The organism is Haloarcula rubra (assembly GCF_019599465.1).
In the GTDB taxonomy this organism is placed as follows: Archaea; Halobacteriota; Halobacteria; order Halobacteriales; family Haloarculaceae; genus Haloarcula; species Haloarcula rubra.
This window is the reverse complement of record NZ_RKLR01000005.1, coordinates 91397-105468: the sequence shown is the minus strand read 5'-3', so window position 1 is coordinate 105468 and position 14072 is coordinate 91397. Positions and strand designations below refer to the sequence as shown.

The following is a 14072-nucleotide window of genomic DNA, read 5'->3' as shown; positions in this document are numbered from 1 at the left end:
TTTCACTCGGTGTCGCCCCGTGCGCGGGCGGCCTCGTTCTCGTTGAACCCGGCCACCAGCGTTTCGAGTGCACTCGACTGGACGCCCACTGCCGGAGCGGTCAGCGGCGAGACGCTGACCTCGCCGTCGACGAGTGCGCGGCGGTCGGTGCCGACAGGGTAGCGGTCGTCTAAGTCCACGTCGTTCGCGAAGGGGTTCTCCCAGCCGACGGTGTCGGGCCAGACCACGTCTCTGAGGGCGATGTCGCCCTCGGTGCCGAGATTCGACTGCTCGTCGACGGCCTCGTCGGTGTCGTGTTCGACCTGCAGATCGTAGTCGTGGTCGGGTTCCGTCAGGCGCATCGCCGGATCGGCCACGTCGACGGGGACGTTGACGTTGAGGAAGTCGGCCGTCTCGAAGACGTCGCCCGAGAGCGCCCGGACGACGACTTCGGTCGCGACGCGTGCGGGCCGGTCGAAGTCGTAGGCTTCGGGTGGCGAGACGAAGAAGTCCTCGCAGTGGTACGCCGAGACGGCCACGCCGGGCGTGCCGAGAAACCCCGCTTCGACGCAGGCGCCGACGGTGCCCGACCGGCCGACGACGTAGTTGCCGGCGTTGGGGCCGTGGTTACACCCCGACACCACGAGGTCGAACGACGCGTCGAGGCCGCGAAGGCCGTAGGCCACGCAGTCGGCGGGCGTGCCGTCGAGGGCGTAGCCCCACGGGTGGGACTCGCGGGCGGTGCGGTGACTCCGGGTCCGACCGACGCCGCTCTGGTTCTCGGCGGGCGCGACGACCGTCACGTCCGCGACGGCGGTCAGTTCCTCGTAGAGGCTCGCAAGCCCCGGCGCGTCGATTCCGTCGTCGTTCGTCAGGAGGACCCGTGGCTCGTCCATCGGGTGTGGGTTCGACCCTGTGAGCGTGAACGCTTCGGTCCCAACTGCCCGTCGCCAGCCCGCCCGACCGCCTCCGAACACCCCTCTTTTTGCGAGTGGGGGCGGTTGGACCCGACAATGACCGTCCGCGAGGTCGCCGTCGAGGCCTATCGGGAGTCGATTCCGGTGTTGCTGCTCAGTGCGGCGGGGGGCCTGTTCGCGGGCGTCGTCCTCGGGGGGATGGACGCGGAACTGGAGCGGGTCGCCGGACTGCTGGTCCTCGTCCCGGCCCTGCTCGCGACCCGTGGCAACGTCTACGGGTCGCTCGGCGCGCGACTCGGCTCTGCACTGCATCAGGGGCTCGTCGAACCGCGCTTCTCGCTGGCGGACCACCGCGTGAACGCCGCCGTCGCGGCGGCGCTGGCAAACGGCGTGCTCGTCAGCGGCGTGGCGGCGGTGCTGGCCGTCGCCCTGCTGGTGGCGCTCGGCCGGCCGTCGGCCCCGCTGCTGACCCTCGTGGGCATCGCGCTGGTCGCCGGCCTCGTCTCGGGCGTCCTGTTGACCATCGCCGTCGTCTCCGTCGTCTTCGTCGGCTACCGCCGGGGGCTGAACCCGGACACGCTGGCCGGCCCCGTCGTGACGACGACCGGCGACGTCGTCGGCATCGCGACGCTGTTGGCGGCGACCCGACTCGTCCTCGCGCTGGGGGGTGGCTGACGTGGCCGCCTCGGAGTGGCGGGTCCGCGGCATCGTCCGCCGGATGCTGCCCGTGCTGGTCGTGCTCACCGCCATCGAACTCGGGAGCGGCCTCGTGCTGGACACGTTCGAGTCGACGCTGTTGCGGTACCCGTCGTTGCTCGTCCTCGTCCCGGTGACCATCGGGATGGCCGGCAACCTCGGGAGCATCCTCGCGGCCCGTCTCTCGACGGCGTTCCACCTCGGCCTGCTCTCCTTCGATCCGACGGACGACCGACTGGCCGGCAACGCCGTCGCCACCGTCGGCCTCGCCGTCACCGTCTTCCCGCTGGTCGGCGCCGGTGCGTGGGCGTTACAGGCCGTCCTCGGCGGCACCCGTCTCTCGCCGACGCTGGTCGTCGCCGTCGCCCTCACCAGCGGCGTCACGCTGGCGGTGCTGGCTATCGCCGTCACCACGCTGACGACGTACGCGGCCTACCGGTTCGAACTCGACCCCGACGACGTGGTCATCCCCGTCGTCACGAACGTCTGCGACGTGCTGGGGGTGCTGGTGCTGTTCGGTGTGGTTCGACTCTTCGTGGTCTGAGCACGGTCCCGACGCGCTGTCCCGACCGACGGACCTTTGCCGCCTTCGGCCTGATTTGCACCCGTGCAGTCAGTCGTCGCCGACCTCCCGACACACCCGGTCGCGGGACTGCTCGCCGACGTCGGCTATCGGGTGCTCCGCATCACCGTCTTCCTCTCGCTGGGGGTGTTCCTCGCGAACCTCGCGGTGGCGTTCGGCCTCGTCGACAAGATCGCGGCCGTCTCCCAGTACCTGACGGAACCGGCCAACCTCCCGGACGAGGTGGGGACGGCCATCCTGACGACGACGGCGTCGCCGACGGCGGGGTACGGGATGCTCGCGGACTTCCGGGAGTCGGGCGTGCTGGACGACCGGGCGACGCTGGTCGCGGTGACCATCAACACGTTCTTCGGGTTCGCCCAGCACATCGTCACGTTCTACGCACCCATCCTGATTCCGATTCTCGGCGCGCGAGTCGGCGTCCTCTACGTGACGACGCGCGGCCTCGTCGCCCTCGCTATCACCCTGACCGGCATCGCGGCCGGAGCGCTCCTGCTGGACGAGTCCAACGTCGACGCCGGGACGGTGCCGAGCGACTACGAGGCGAGTCCCGACGGCGGCCACGACCCGGCCCCGGCGGACGACGAGGCGACGACTCGCGGGGCGAAGGTCCGGGAGGCCGCTGGCGAGACGGTGGCGAAGGTCCGGGATATCCTCCCCCGACTGGCCGCCATCTACGTCGTCGTCTCCCTGCTGGTGGCCTACAGCGACCAGATACTCGCGCTGTTCGGCGCGGGCGGAGCGAGCGTCGTCGGTGCCGCGGGCGACCTGACCGGACTGCTCGGCCTGCCCGGCGCGGCGGTGCCCGTCGTGGCCGCCTTCGCGCTGGACACGACCTCCGGGGCCGTGGTCATCGCGCCGCTGATTCGGGACGGCACGTTCACCGCCCGCACCGCCGTGGCGACGATGCTGGTCGGCGGCATCGTCTCCTTCGCCGTCTCGACGTTCAAGCGCTCGATTCCCTTCCAGTACGGTATCTGGGGCCGGGACTTTGGCTCGAAGGTCGTCGCCGTCAACACGGGGCTGAAAATCCTCTGGATAGCGCTCGCGCTGGTCGTCCTGCTGGCCTAGTCGAACGTGTAGGCCATCATCACCTCGTCGACTTCCTCGTCGCCGACGGTGTAGTGGTTCCGGCGGATGCCCTCGGTGTGCCAGCCGTGGGCCTCGAGGAACGCCAGCGCGTTCTCGGAGACGGCGGGGACGCTGTTGTACAGTTTCCGGTAGCCGTTGGCCCGCGCCCACTCCATCCCGCGTTCCATGAGTTGGCTCCCGATGCCGTGGTCCCGGTACGCTTCGACGACGCCGACGGTCAACTGGGCCGTCTCGCGGAGTTTGTCCAGTTGCGGCAGGTCCAGATGGCACCAGCCCACCACCTCCTCGTCGACGGTGGCGACGAGGAACACGCGGGACTGGACGGTGTTGTGCCGGGTGACGGCGTCCTCGTACAGCAACTGCTCGGCGACGCTCTCGGCGACGACGTAGGTGCTCTCCGCGGAGACGTCGCGGATAGCCTCGACCAGTCCCTCGAAGTCGTCTGGTTGGGCCGGCCGGATGACGTAGTCGACGCCGTCCGACTGGTGCGTCTCGACGGAGCCGACGTCCAGCGCCAGCGCCAGCGTCCCGCCGTCGTCTTTCAGATACCCCTTCGAGAGCAAGTGTTCCAGCGCCTCGTCGAACGTCTCGCTGTCCAACTCCGTCGCCGTCCGCGCCCGGTGTCGTGCCGCCGTCCCGTGTCGCTCGACGTACTGATACACCGTCCTCGCCGCACTCGTCTCGAACGTCGGCCGCTCGAAAGCGTCCATACGTATGACACGACGTGGCGCGTGCTTAATTATTGCTACCAGTTAACAATCCACGCACTACTCACCCCGTCTCGGGGATGGGGTCCGAGATGACGACGGCGTCGCCCTCCACGACGCAGTCGCCGTCGGCGTCGTCGACGGCCGTCGCGAGGCGGAACCGGTTCGCCTGTAACTGCTCGACCACCTCGCAGTGGGCCGTAACTCGCTCGCCGACGTCGACGGGGCCGCGGTAGCTGAGTTCCTGCGAGAGGTAGATGGTCACGCCCGGCAAGCGAGCGAGTGCGGCGCTGATGATGCCGGAGACGAGCGTCCCGTGGACGATGCGGCGGCCGAACCGACTCCCCTCGGCGAAGGCGTCGTCCAAGTGGAGGCGGTTGGTGTCGCCGCTGACCTCCGCGAACCGCTCGACGTCGCTCTCCGACAGCGTCTTCGAGAAGCGGACGTGGTCGCCCACGTCGATGCCGTCGGCGGTGCCGTAGCTCTCGAACTCCCAGTCCTCGTTCTCGTACAGCGTGTCCGGTCGGGTGAACCGGCGACGCTCCGGTCGCACCTCTCGGGACGGGGAGGGGTGGGCGAGGTGCGGGACGTACCGGGAGATGTCCGTCGTCGTGACGATGCCGACGAGGTCGCCGTCGTCGACGACGGGGAGTTTCTTGACACCGTGTGTGCGGAGGCGCTCGACCGCCGTCTCGACGTCCGCGTCGGGGTCGATGGTGACCAGCGCCGTGGCCATCACGTCCCCGACGGTCAGGGCGCGGGTGTCGCCCTCCTCTGCGGCGACGGCGACGATGTCGCTCTCCGTGACGATACCGACGCACTCGCCGTCTCGCTCGACGACGAGCGAGCCGATTCCCTCGTCACGAAGGCGCTGTGCGGCCTCCACGACGGGACTCTCCGGGCCGATGGTGTGGGCCGGTGACTGCATGACCTCCCTGACGGGCAGTGGGACGAGCATCGTCTGGACCCTCTCGGTGCAGGCCCATAAACTCCGCCCGGCAGACTTGTGTTCGTGGGCCCCCTCGCTCCGGCAATGCGACGAGTCCCGTCCGGTGTCGTGGTCGTGCTACTCCTCGTCCTCGCCGGGTGTGCCGGGTTCGGTGCCCCGGCCGACCCCGCGCGGACGCCCGGTTCGACCGCCGCTGGCGTCCCGACCGCCGGCCCGCTTCCCGACGCGACGACCACGGTGTCGGTCACCGCCGTCGTCGACGGCGACACCGTCCGCGTCGAGTACGCCAACGGCACCAGAGACACGGTGCGACTGGTCGGTGTCGACACCCCGGAGGTCACCGCCGAGAACGACCCGAGCGAGTTCGAGGGCGTGCCCGACACCGAGGCCGGGGCCGGTTGTCTCCACGGCGCGGGCGTCGACGCCTCGACGCACGCGAAGGAGCGCCTGCTGGGCGAGACGGTCGGCCTCGCGTTCGACCCCGACACCGACCGTCGGGGGTACTACGACCGCCTGCTGGCGTACCTCGTCGTCGACGACCGCCTGTTCAACTACCGCCTCGTGGCGACCGGCCACGCCCGCGTCTACGACGAGAGCCCCTTCTCCCGGAGGGACCGCTTCCTCGCGGCCGAGTCGGCCGCCCGCGAGGCCCGCCGCGGCCTCTGGCGGTGTGTCGACCCCGACTTGGTGACGCAGACGACGCCGATGGACACCGCCAGCGAGTCCGGACTCGCCGTCACCGAGATACACGCCGACGCCGAGGGCGACGACAACGAGAACCTGAACGACGAGTACGTCGTCCTCGCGAACCGCGGGGACGCCCCGCTGACACTCACGGGGTGGACCGTCGCCGACGAGGCCGGCCACGTCTACACCTTCCGGAACTACACGCTCGGCCCCGGCGAGACTGTCACCCTCCACACCGGCCGCGGCACCGACACCCGGACCGACCGCTACTGGGGTCGCACGGGTGCGGTCTGGAACAACGGCGGCGATACGGTCGTCGTCCGGGACGCCGACGGTCGGCTCGTCCTCGAACGCGAGTACTGAGAACGGTCGGTTTCGTCGCTGTACGTCTCGTTACTGCCCGGGGCGTCTCGTCGCGAGCGGTGACGTCGGTCGGCCCGTGACGCCGCCGACCAGTGTCCCGGTCATCGCGGCGAACAGCGCCGTGAGGGTGAGGAACGCCGCGGCGAACGCGGCGGTCGTGAGCGGGGCCGACCCCGCGACGTCGGCCGCTACCAGCGTCAGCAGGGCGAGCACGTGCCCGCCGAGCAGTCGTGTTTGCAGTGTCTTCATCGTGGTCTAGCTCGGCGCTAGAGGCGGTTAAGCGGCGCGAGAGCCGTGTCTACGAGGCACAGAGTGACACAGTGACAGTAAGCCCGACGTACCGCTCGCCGGCGCTCGCAGACGGGACCGACGACCGGCAATATAAGCGCGTCGAGGGCCAACACGGGCGTATGGACGTCGGACGGTACTCCCCGTCGCCGCGGGCGGTCGACTGGGGGCTGTTCGCCTCCGTCGCCGTCCTGCTGACGACGGGCGTGGCGACGATGTTCACCGGGACCCCTAGCACGGCGTGGGTCGTCGACCTCCACGCCGTCGCGGGGGTCGTCCTCGTCTGCCTGCTCCCGGTGAAACTGTGGCGGGTCCGACGACGGGTCGCGCCCGACCGCCTGACGGGGCGACGCCTCTTCTCGCTCCTGCTGGCCGCCGACGCGGCGGCGGCGCTCGCGACCGGCGTCTGGTGGATATTCGGCGGGACGCTCGATTTGGGCCCGTGGGGGCTGTTTCACCTCCACGTCGGCCTCGGTCTGCTCGTCCCGCCGCTCCTGCTCGCACACCTCCGCTACCGGTTCCACTCGCCGTCGAGTGTGACGCGTCGCGGGCGGCGCGACGCAATTCGCTACGCTGGCCTCGTCACGGCGGGCGCGCTCGTGTGGCGGCTTCAGGGGCCGGTCAACGACGCCTTCGAGACGGCTGGGGCCGACCGGCGCTACACCGGGTCCCGCGAGGAGGGGACCGACGCGGGAAACCGCTTCCCGGTGACCAGTTGGGTCGCCGACGACCCGGACCCCGTCGACGCCGCGACGTGGCGGTTGGCGGTCACGGGTCGGGTCGAGAACGAGCGGACGTACACGCTCGACGACATCCCGGAGGACGCGAGCGAGGACGTGGTGCTCGACTGTACGAGTGGGTGGTACTCGGGCCACGAGTGGCAGGGCGTCGGCGTGGGTGAACTACTGGACGCGGCCGCGGCCGACGACGCCGCGAGGTGGGTGCAGTTCCGGTCGGTGACGGGCTACCGGTGGAGCCTCCCTATCGAGGAGGCTCGGGACGTCGTCCTCGCCACGCACGTCGACGGCGAGCGTCTCTCGCACGGGCACGGCTTCCCGCTCCGACTCGTCGCGCCGGGACGGCGGGGCTTCCAGTGGGTGAAGTGGGTCGAAGAAGTGCGGGTCACCGAGCGCCGTGAACTCGGCGAGTGGCTGGCGATATTCGTCAGCGGTCTCTGAGCCTACAGCAACGCCTCGATGGTCGCCCAGAGGTCCGGCCCCTCCTCCTCGTAGTGGATGGGGACGAACCCGGCGGCCCGAGCGCCCTCCACGTCGGCCTCGTACTCGTCGCCGACCATGACGTACTCGTCGGCCGGCAGGCGTTCGCGCAGGAGGTCGAACGGCGCGGCGTCGGGCTTGTGCGCCCCGGCCTCGTAGGAGGCGACGACGACGTCGAACAGGTCGGTCAGGTCGTGGTGGTCGAGTTTCCCGACCTGCCAGTCCCGGACCCCGTTCGTGACGACGGCGAGTTGGTTGTCCTCGGCGAGCGTGGTCAGACTCTCGCGGGCGGCGTCGGGCACCTCCGTCGCGGCGTAGTCGTTCCGGCGCAACGTCTCGACCATCGCGTCGGGGTCGGCGTCGACGCCCGCCTCCGCGACGACGGCGGCCATCGCCGTGCGGTGGGGGTCTGGTTCGAGTCCGTCGAAGGCGCGCTGGTAGGCCGACCGGCCGACGGCTTCGAGGTCGTCGTCGTGGGTGATGCCGTGGGCCTCGAAGGTGGCTTCCACCACGTCGCCGTAGGGGCGCGTGTAGTGGACCAGCGTGCCGTCGAGGTCGAAACAGAGTGCGGTCGTCATTCGGGGTCGAGGGGCTGGCCGTCCTCCGTCGGCGGCGCGACGTAGTCGACGTAGCTCTCGGCGTCGGGCTCCCGGACGGTGACCTCGACGTGGACGTCGCCCAGTTCCGACGGGTCGCCGACGGCGAAGTTGACCCGGCCCTCGAAGGCCGCCTGCTTCTTCAGGTCGAACACGAAGGTGTCTCCCGAGAGCGAGTCGAAGAAGATGGACCGCGCGGTGTCGAGAATCTCGGCGCGGTGGAGTTCCTCGGAGAACCCCTCCATCGTGTGCACCTCGGCGACGAGTTCCCCCTCGCGGTGGACGGGGTCGGCCTCGGGGAACAGGTTTCGGATGGCGTCGGCGACGCGGGCGGTCACCTCGGTGTCGTTGACCGGTGCCGTGATGGACACGTCGACGCTGTACACGGCGCTCACGAGTCGACCGCCTCCGGGCCGTCGCGCAACAGCGTACGCACTTTCCGCTGGAAGGCCGCCAGCGACTCGGTGTTGTCCAGTTCGAGGTCGGCCATGTCCATGGCCTCGCCCATGCCGAAGCCGAGTTCCCGTTCGTCCCGGGCCGCCAGCGACTCGCCGCCGTCGTCGCCGCCGGCGTCACGGCCGCGCAGGTCGAGTCGCTGTGCGCGCAGTTCGAAGGGGGCGTCCACTTTCACGAGCAGGAACGACTCGCCGAAGGCGTCGCGGAAGGCGTCGACTTCGACGTCCGAGCGGATGCCGTCGACGAGGACGGTGTCGCTGTCGGCGCGTTCGCGTTCGATGACCGGGAGCGACCGCTCGGCGATGGCGCCCGGCCCGTTCTCCTCGCGCAGGGCCTTCGCGACTTCGCCGTGGTGGGTCGCGGGGTCTAACCCCCGCTCACGACACTCCTCGCGGATGACGTCGCCCATCGTCACGACCGGCACCCCCATGTCGGCGGCGACGTTGGCCGCCTCGCTCTTGCCGCTGCCCGGTAGCCCGACGATACCGATGACTGTCATTGCCTGCGGTTTGTCGACAGCGGGCTAAAGACCTGCTGTTCTCGCAGTCGTCGGTCTGCTCGTCTCGGTCACCGCTCGCGGACGACGACGAACTCCGCGAGGTCGCGCAGGTACTCCATCGACTGCGAGTCCGGCGCGTTGACCGTCGAGAGGGCGTCCAGTGCGGCGTCGGACTCGGCGCGGGCACGGTCGTTCGCCTCCTCGGTGGTCAGTTCGGTCACCTCGACCAGTGAGGGCCGTTCCATCTCGGCGTCGTGGCCCGTGGGCTTGCCCAGCGTCTCGGCGTCGGCCGTCGCGTCAAGCACGTCGTCGCGCATCTGGAAGGCGACGCCGACGCGTTCGGCGTACTCGCCCATCGCCTCGACGGTGTAGGCGTCGGCGTCGGCGGCGATGGCACCCAGTTCCGCGGCGGCCCGGAACAACGCGCCGGTCTTCCGGCGGGCCAGTTGCATGTACTCCTCCTCGTTGGTGGGCTGGGCGACCAGTTCCGTCGCCTCGCCCTCGCCGAGTTCGACCATCGCCTCGGAGACGGTCTGCATCGCCCGCTCGTCGGCCGAGAAGAGGGCGAAGGCCTCTCCGAGCAGGCCGTCCGAGGCGATGATGGCCGGACCGTGGCCGAACTCCGCCCACGCCGCCGGGGTGCCGCGGCGCAACTCGGACTCGTCGATGATGTCGTCGATGACCAGCGAGGCGTTGTGGACCAGTTCGATGCCGACGGCGAAGTCGACGGCGTCGGCGGGGTCCCCACCCAGCGCTTCGCAGACGAGGACCGTCACCGTCGGTCGCACGCGTTTCCCACCCGAGAGCGCGACGTGACGGACCTCGTCGGCGAGTTCCTCCGGTTCGACACCGTCTAAGACCGCCTCCAGTCGCTCCTCGACGCGGTCACGACGCCGCTCCAGATACTCCATTAGGTACCAGTTAGGACCTCCCGAAAAAGTACCTGACGACCCGCTTCCCTGCTCGTCGTCACGGTAATCGGAGACGTATCGAAGGACTCGGTCTCCCAACCTTCACTATCGACAGGGGACTCTCGGTACCGGACCGTCGAGAGTCGACTGAACCGCTCGAGCGACTGGCTGGGGGGCCATCACGCCTGTCGTGGTCCTGCTCGACACCCGACGAGCGGTCCGTCCGTGTCTGTGGGCTTTTCCGGCGCGCGTGTCTTCGGACCGTATGGTCGCTCAGTTGCGCCCACCGAGTTGGCTTCCCGATTCGGTGCTGGATTACAGTCAGAGTATCACTGAGGTTTTCGTCTTCCTCGCGGTGACAGGTGCCGTCTATCTGCTGGGTCGAGTGTTGGTCGTGCCGGTCGTCATCCGGGTCGTTCGTTCTCGGAACAAGAACAACCCGACGCTGGTGACTGCGATGGAGACGTACCTGCAGGTCACGCTCGTCGGACTCGCGGGCTTCGTCGGGCTAGTCGGCGCGGGGCACGGCGACGTCCTCCTCTCGACGGACTCGGCTATCCTCGTCGCCGCGCTCACCTTCGCGTTCGGCGTCGCCGGACAGGAAGTGCTGGGGTCGCTGGTCAGCGGCTTCTTTCTGGTCGCCGACCCCGATTTCAACGTCGGTGACTGGATTTCGTGGCCGGGTGGCGAGGGCGTCGTCGAGGCCGTAGACTTCCGGGTGACGCGGGTCCGGTCGCCGAACAACGAGACTATCACCGTCCCGAACACGGAACTGACGACGAACGCGCTGGTCCGGCCGTTCGGTCGGGATACGTACCGAGTCACCGAACAGATGCAGGTGGCCTACGAGGAGGACACCGAACGTGCGCTGTTCGCGGTGCGCGACGTGGCCGGGAACCACGACCGCGTCGTCACGGACCCGGAACCGACCACCCGAATCCTCGACCTCGGGCCCGACGCCATCACGGTACAAGCGGAGTTCTGGATCGACGACCCGGCGCGCGGCGGTGTCGCCGACGTCCGCTCCGATTTCCGCCGCCGAGTGAAACGGCGGTTCGACGAGGAGGGCCTCATACTCGCACCTCCGTCCGGCCGCGAACTGTCCGGGTCGGTACAGGTCGAACGCGAGGCGACCGGCGACTGAGACCGCCGGCGCGGACTACTGGAACTCCTCGATGAGCGCGGGGACGACCTCGAACAGGTCGTCCTGGATACCGTAGTCGGCGATGTCGAAGATGGGCGCGTTGGGGTCGGTGTTGATGGCGACGATGGTGTCGCTGCCCTTCATGCCGGCGACGTGCTGGACCGCCCCTGAGATGCCGATGGCGATGTACACGTCGGGCGTGACGACCTTCCCCGACTGCCCGACCTGCCGGTCCTTCGCCAGCCACCCGTTGTCGATGAGCGGCCGGGAGGCCGACACCGTCGCGTCCAGCGCCTCCGCGAGGTCGAAAATGAGGTTGAGGTTCTCCTCCTCCTCGATACCGCGGCCGACCGAGACGAGGACGTCGGCGTCGGTGATGTCCACCTCGCCGCCACCGACCTCTTCGAACCCGGTGACCGTCGACCGGACCGCCGACTCGTCGACGTCGGCGTCGAACGCGTCGACGGTCGCGTCGCCGGTCCCCTCGGCGGCCGGCCACTCGGCGGGTCGGACCGTCACCGCCGCTCGGTCGGCGTGGACGTCGATGGTCGTCTCGACCTTCGACCCGTACAGTTCGCGGGTCGCCGTGAGTTCGTCGTCGTAGCTGAGGTCGACGACGTCGGTCACCAGCGGCCAGTCGAGGCGGCTGGCCACCGCGGGCGCGTAGTCGAGGCCGTTGACGCTGTTCGGCACGACGAGCAGGTCGGCGTCGACGGCGTCGGCCAGTTGGTGCACGACCTGTGTGTACACGTCGTGGTTGAACTCCTCGCCCTCGTCGACGGTGTGTATCGCGTCGACGCCCTCGCGGTCCAGTCGCTCGGCGAACGCCTCGACGTCGCCGCCGACGACGGCCGTGTGCAGTTCGCCGCCGGTCGCGTCGGCCAGTTCGCGGCCCGCGGTCAGTAGTTCGAGGCTCACGTCGCGCAGTTCGCCCCGGCGATGTTCCGCGACGGTGAGGACCGTCATCAGCTCCCCACCCCCTTCTCGCGGAGTAGCCCGGCCAACTCGCTGGCCGTCTCCTCGGCGCTCCCCTCGAACACCGTCGCGTCGCCCTCGCTCTCGGGTTCGTAGAGGTCGGTCTGTTCCAGCGGACTCTCGATGTCGGCCGCCGTGAGGCCGAGGTCGGCGAGCGTGTACTCGGCCAGTTCCTTGCTCTGGGCCTGCCGGATGCCGCGGAGGCTGGCGTAGCGTGGCTCGTTGATGCCGGTCTGGATGGTCAGCACCGCCGGGAGTTCCACGTCGGTCAGTTCCTCGACACCGCCCTCCAGTTCGCGGTGGACGTGTGCGACGCCGGCCTCGCGGTCGAGGTCGAGGTCGTTGACGACGGCCGCCCACTCGAAGCCGAGGTGTTCGGCCAGCGTCACGCCGGTCGCACCGAACCCGTCGTCGGCCGACTGTACGCCGGTGAGTACGAGGTCGGGGTCCTCCTCGGCGGCCACGGCGGCGATAAGCCGAGCTTTCGTCTCGGGGTCCAGCAGTCCCGCCGCCGCGAGTGCGTCGTCCCACACGCGGACCGCGCGGTCGGCCCCCTTCGCCAGCGCCTGCCGAATCGTGTCTTCGGTGTCGGTGTCACCGATGGTCACGGCCACGACTTCGACGTCCTCGCCGGCCTCCTGTATCTGGACGGCCGCCTCGACGGCGTAGTCGTCCCACTCGTTGAGGTCGTACGTGACGTAGCGGTCGTCGATACCGAGTCCGTCTATCTCGAACTCGTCGTCGACGTCTGCCACCTCCTTCACCGTGACAAGTATTTTCATACCACGCAGTGGGGCCGCACGGCGAATAAACGTTTCCGAACCAGAAACCACTGAGCTGGGGTTTACCCCGACTACTCGTCTATCTCGGTGACGTCCTCGTCGGGGAAGGAGATGAGGTTCTCGCGGCCGATACGGAGCTTGTCGATGCGGTCGTCCTCGTCCATCGCCGAGAGCAGTTGCGACACCTTCGCGTTCGACCACCCGGTCTCCTTGACGATGCGGGCCTGCTTCATCCGGCCGCCGTTCTGTTCGAGGAGGTGCTCGACGCGCTCCTCGTCGCTCAGCAGGGTGAGGTCGACGTCATCCTCCGCCGCGTCGGTCGACTCCGCCGACGCACCGTTGGTCGCCTCGGCGGTCCCCGCGTCCGAACCGCCGTCGCCGGTCGTACTCGCCGCACCGGCCGCCGGCACGTCGCCGTCCCGGTCGATGTACCTCGCGGCCACCACGAGCCCGATGACGAGCATCAGGGCGGCCCCTATCCACAGCGGCGGGTCACCGAGCAACCCACCGCCCGGCGTCTCCTCGGTCCCCGGGACCGACGTCTCGTCGTCGCCGGTGTAGACGATTTCGAGGTAGCCGGGTTCGAACGTCCGGGGGCCGACGAACCGGAGTTCGCCGTTCTGGACGCCCATCGTCGGGGGCGAACTCTGGACGCCGTAGCCCGCCGGTGCCGAGATGACGAGCGTCTGGTTCGCCGTGAGACTGCCGAGCCACGTCCCGCTGGGCGTATCGAACGCGTCGTCGATGACGAGACGGCCGTCTTCGACCGTGGCGAAGTTCTCCCACGTGAACTCGAGCACGAGGGTCCCGCGCTGCTCGTTGACGACGTAGTCCTTGTTCATCCCGGTGATGTTCATCTCGCGGCCCGTCGCCGCCGTCGCGGCCTCGTTTGCCTCCCGGAACGCCGTCTCCCACCCGGTATCGGCCTCGCCGTCGACGTACTGCTGGGCGAGTTCTTCGAAGGCCTCCGTGTCGTTCTGGTCGTCGAGCGCGTACGTGTCCGTGACCGTCCAACGCGCGTCGCCGTTCCGCTGTAACTGGAGGTAGAACGTGGTGTTCTCGGTGACCGGCGTCGGGGTCTCGGTCGCCGTCGTCTGCGAGGCGGCGACGCCGCTCTGTAGGGCGGGCGTCGCTGCGACCGACGTCGTCGCGAGCGCCGCGACGAGGACGACGAGGAGGGCGGCGGATATCCGCGAGGACATTTCCACACGTGGATGCTCAGTCCGTCGGC

At 69.3% G+C, this 14072-nt stretch carries 17 protein-coding genes; 6 read left to right on the top strand and 11 right to left on the bottom strand.

From position 1 onward, the window contains the following. Nucleotides 1–2: 2 nt before the first annotated feature. Nucleotides 3–875, bottom strand: coding sequence for a 5'/3'-nucleotidase SurE (surE, locus tag EGH21_RS13870; protein ID WP_220619083.1), 873 nt, complete (start codon nt 873–875; stop codon nt 3–5). Nucleotides 876–992: 117 nt separating this feature from the next. Between surE and EGH21_RS13865 the strand changes: the two genes are divergently transcribed. From EGH21_RS13865 to EGH21_RS13855, 3 genes are all read left to right on the top strand, one after another. Beyond that, a complete protein-coding gene (locus tag EGH21_RS13865) occupies nt 993–1571 on the top strand; it encodes a magnesium transporter (protein WP_220619082.1) in 579 nt (192 codons plus the stop codon). A 43-nt stretch (nt 1572–1614) separates the two neighbouring features. Then, nucleotides 1615–2136 carry a magnesium transporter gene (locus EGH21_RS13860; RefSeq protein WP_236035557.1) on the top strand — a complete coding sequence of 174 codons (522 nt, stop codon included), beginning with the start codon at nt 1615–1617 and terminating at the stop codon, nt 2134–2136. A 63-nt stretch (nt 2137–2199) separates the two neighbouring features. Further along, nucleotides 2200–3246: a nucleoside recognition protein gene (locus EGH21_RS13855; RefSeq protein ID WP_220619080.1), complete on the top strand. Its 1047-nt coding sequence runs from the start codon at nt 2200–2202 to the stop codon at nt 3244–3246. Here the strand turns inward: EGH21_RS13855 and EGH21_RS13850 are convergent. Together EGH21_RS13850 and EGH21_RS13845 are read right to left on the bottom strand one after the other, a co-directional pair. Further along, nucleotides 3243–3977, bottom strand: a complete 735-nt coding sequence (locus EGH21_RS13850; protein ID WP_220619079.1) for a GNAT family N-acetyltransferase — start codon at nt 3975–3977, stop codon at nt 3243–3245. The genes EGH21_RS13855 and EGH21_RS13850 overlap by 4 nt on opposite strands. A 61-nt stretch (nt 3978–4038) precedes the next feature. Then, nucleotides 4039–4932, bottom strand: coding sequence for a CBS domain-containing protein (locus EGH21_RS13845; protein ID WP_220619078.1), 894 nt, complete (start codon nt 4930–4932; stop codon nt 4039–4041). Between the two features lie 75 nt (nt 4933–5007). On the opposite strand from EGH21_RS13845, the gene EGH21_RS13840 reads away from it, so the two are divergent. Next, the gene (locus tag EGH21_RS13840; protein ID WP_220619077.1) at nt 5008–5973 is read left to right on the top strand and encodes a lamin tail domain-containing protein; all 966 of its coding nucleotides are present in this window, start codon (nt 5008–5010) and stop codon (nt 5971–5973) included. A gap of 30 nt (nt 5974–6003) precedes the next feature. Here EGH21_RS13840 and EGH21_RS13835 read toward each other — a convergent pair whose 3' ends face one another. Next, nucleotides 6004–6222 (bottom strand): hypothetical protein, encoded by a 219-nt coding sequence (locus tag EGH21_RS13835; protein WP_220619076.1) that lies wholly within the window; start codon nt 6220–6222, stop codon nt 6004–6006. 161 nt (nt 6223–6383) lie between these two features. Here EGH21_RS13835 and EGH21_RS13830 point away from each other — a divergent pair, with 161 nt between their 5' ends. Next, nucleotides 6384–7439 carry a molybdopterin-dependent oxidoreductase gene (locus tag EGH21_RS13830; protein WP_220619075.1) on the top strand — a complete coding sequence of 352 codons (1056 nt, stop codon included), beginning with the start codon at nt 6384–6386 and terminating at the stop codon, nt 7437–7439. Nucleotides 7440–7441: 2 nt separating this feature from the next. Here EGH21_RS13830 and EGH21_RS13825 read toward each other — a convergent pair whose 3' ends face one another. The 4 genes from EGH21_RS13825 to EGH21_RS13810 form a co-directional block, all read right to left on the bottom strand. After that, the gene (locus EGH21_RS13825; RefSeq protein ID WP_220619074.1) at nt 7442–8056 is read right to left on the bottom strand and encodes an HAD family hydrolase; all 615 of its coding nucleotides are present in this window, start codon (nt 8054–8056) and stop codon (nt 7442–7444) included. Further along, nucleotides 8053–8469: an RNA-binding domain-containing protein gene (locus EGH21_RS13820; RefSeq protein WP_220619073.1), complete on the bottom strand. Its 417-nt coding sequence runs from the start codon at nt 8467–8469 to the stop codon at nt 8053–8055. The genes EGH21_RS13825 and EGH21_RS13820 overlap by 4 nt, the downstream gene beginning before the upstream one ends. Then, nucleotides 8466–9029, bottom strand: a complete 564-nt coding sequence (locus EGH21_RS13815; RefSeq protein ID WP_220619072.1) for an AAA family ATPase — start codon at nt 9027–9029, stop codon at nt 8466–8468. The genes EGH21_RS13820 and EGH21_RS13815 overlap by 4 nt, the downstream gene beginning before the upstream one ends. Before the next feature lie 68 nt (nt 9030–9097). Continuing rightward, the gene (locus EGH21_RS13810) at nt 9098–9940 is read right to left on the bottom strand and encodes a polyprenyl synthetase family protein (RefSeq protein WP_220619071.1); all 843 of its coding nucleotides are present in this window, start codon (nt 9938–9940) and stop codon (nt 9098–9100) included. Between the two features lie 265 nt (nt 9941–10205). Between EGH21_RS13810 and EGH21_RS13805 the strand changes: the two genes are divergently transcribed. After that, nucleotides 10206–11084, top strand: a complete 879-nt coding sequence (locus EGH21_RS13805; protein ID WP_220619070.1) for a mechanosensitive ion channel family protein — start codon at nt 10206–10208, stop codon at nt 11082–11084. Nucleotides 11085–11099: 15 nt separating this feature from the next. On the opposite strand, the gene EGH21_RS13800 is transcribed toward EGH21_RS13805, so the two are convergent. The 3 genes from EGH21_RS13800 to EGH21_RS13790 all read right to left on the bottom strand — a co-directional run bounded on the left by EGH21_RS13800 (nt 11100) and on the right by EGH21_RS13790 (nt 14043). Continuing rightward, nucleotides 11100–12050 (bottom strand): electron transfer flavoprotein subunit alpha/FixB family protein, encoded by a 951-nt coding sequence (locus tag EGH21_RS13800; RefSeq protein ID WP_220619069.1) that lies wholly within the window; start codon nt 12048–12050, stop codon nt 11100–11102. Further along, nucleotides 12050–12841, bottom strand: a complete 792-nt coding sequence (locus EGH21_RS13795) for an electron transfer flavoprotein subunit beta/FixA family protein (RefSeq protein WP_220619068.1) — start codon at nt 12839–12841, stop codon at nt 12050–12052. Before EGH21_RS13795 ends, EGH21_RS13800 begins: the two co-directional genes overlap by 1 nt. Before the next feature lie 71 nt (nt 12842–12912). After that, nucleotides 12913–14043 carry a helix-turn-helix transcriptional regulator gene (locus tag EGH21_RS13790; RefSeq protein ID WP_220619067.1) on the bottom strand — a complete coding sequence of 377 codons (1131 nt, stop codon included), beginning with the start codon at nt 14041–14043 and terminating at the stop codon, nt 12913–12915. Between the last annotated feature and the right edge of the window lie 29 nt (nt 14044–14072).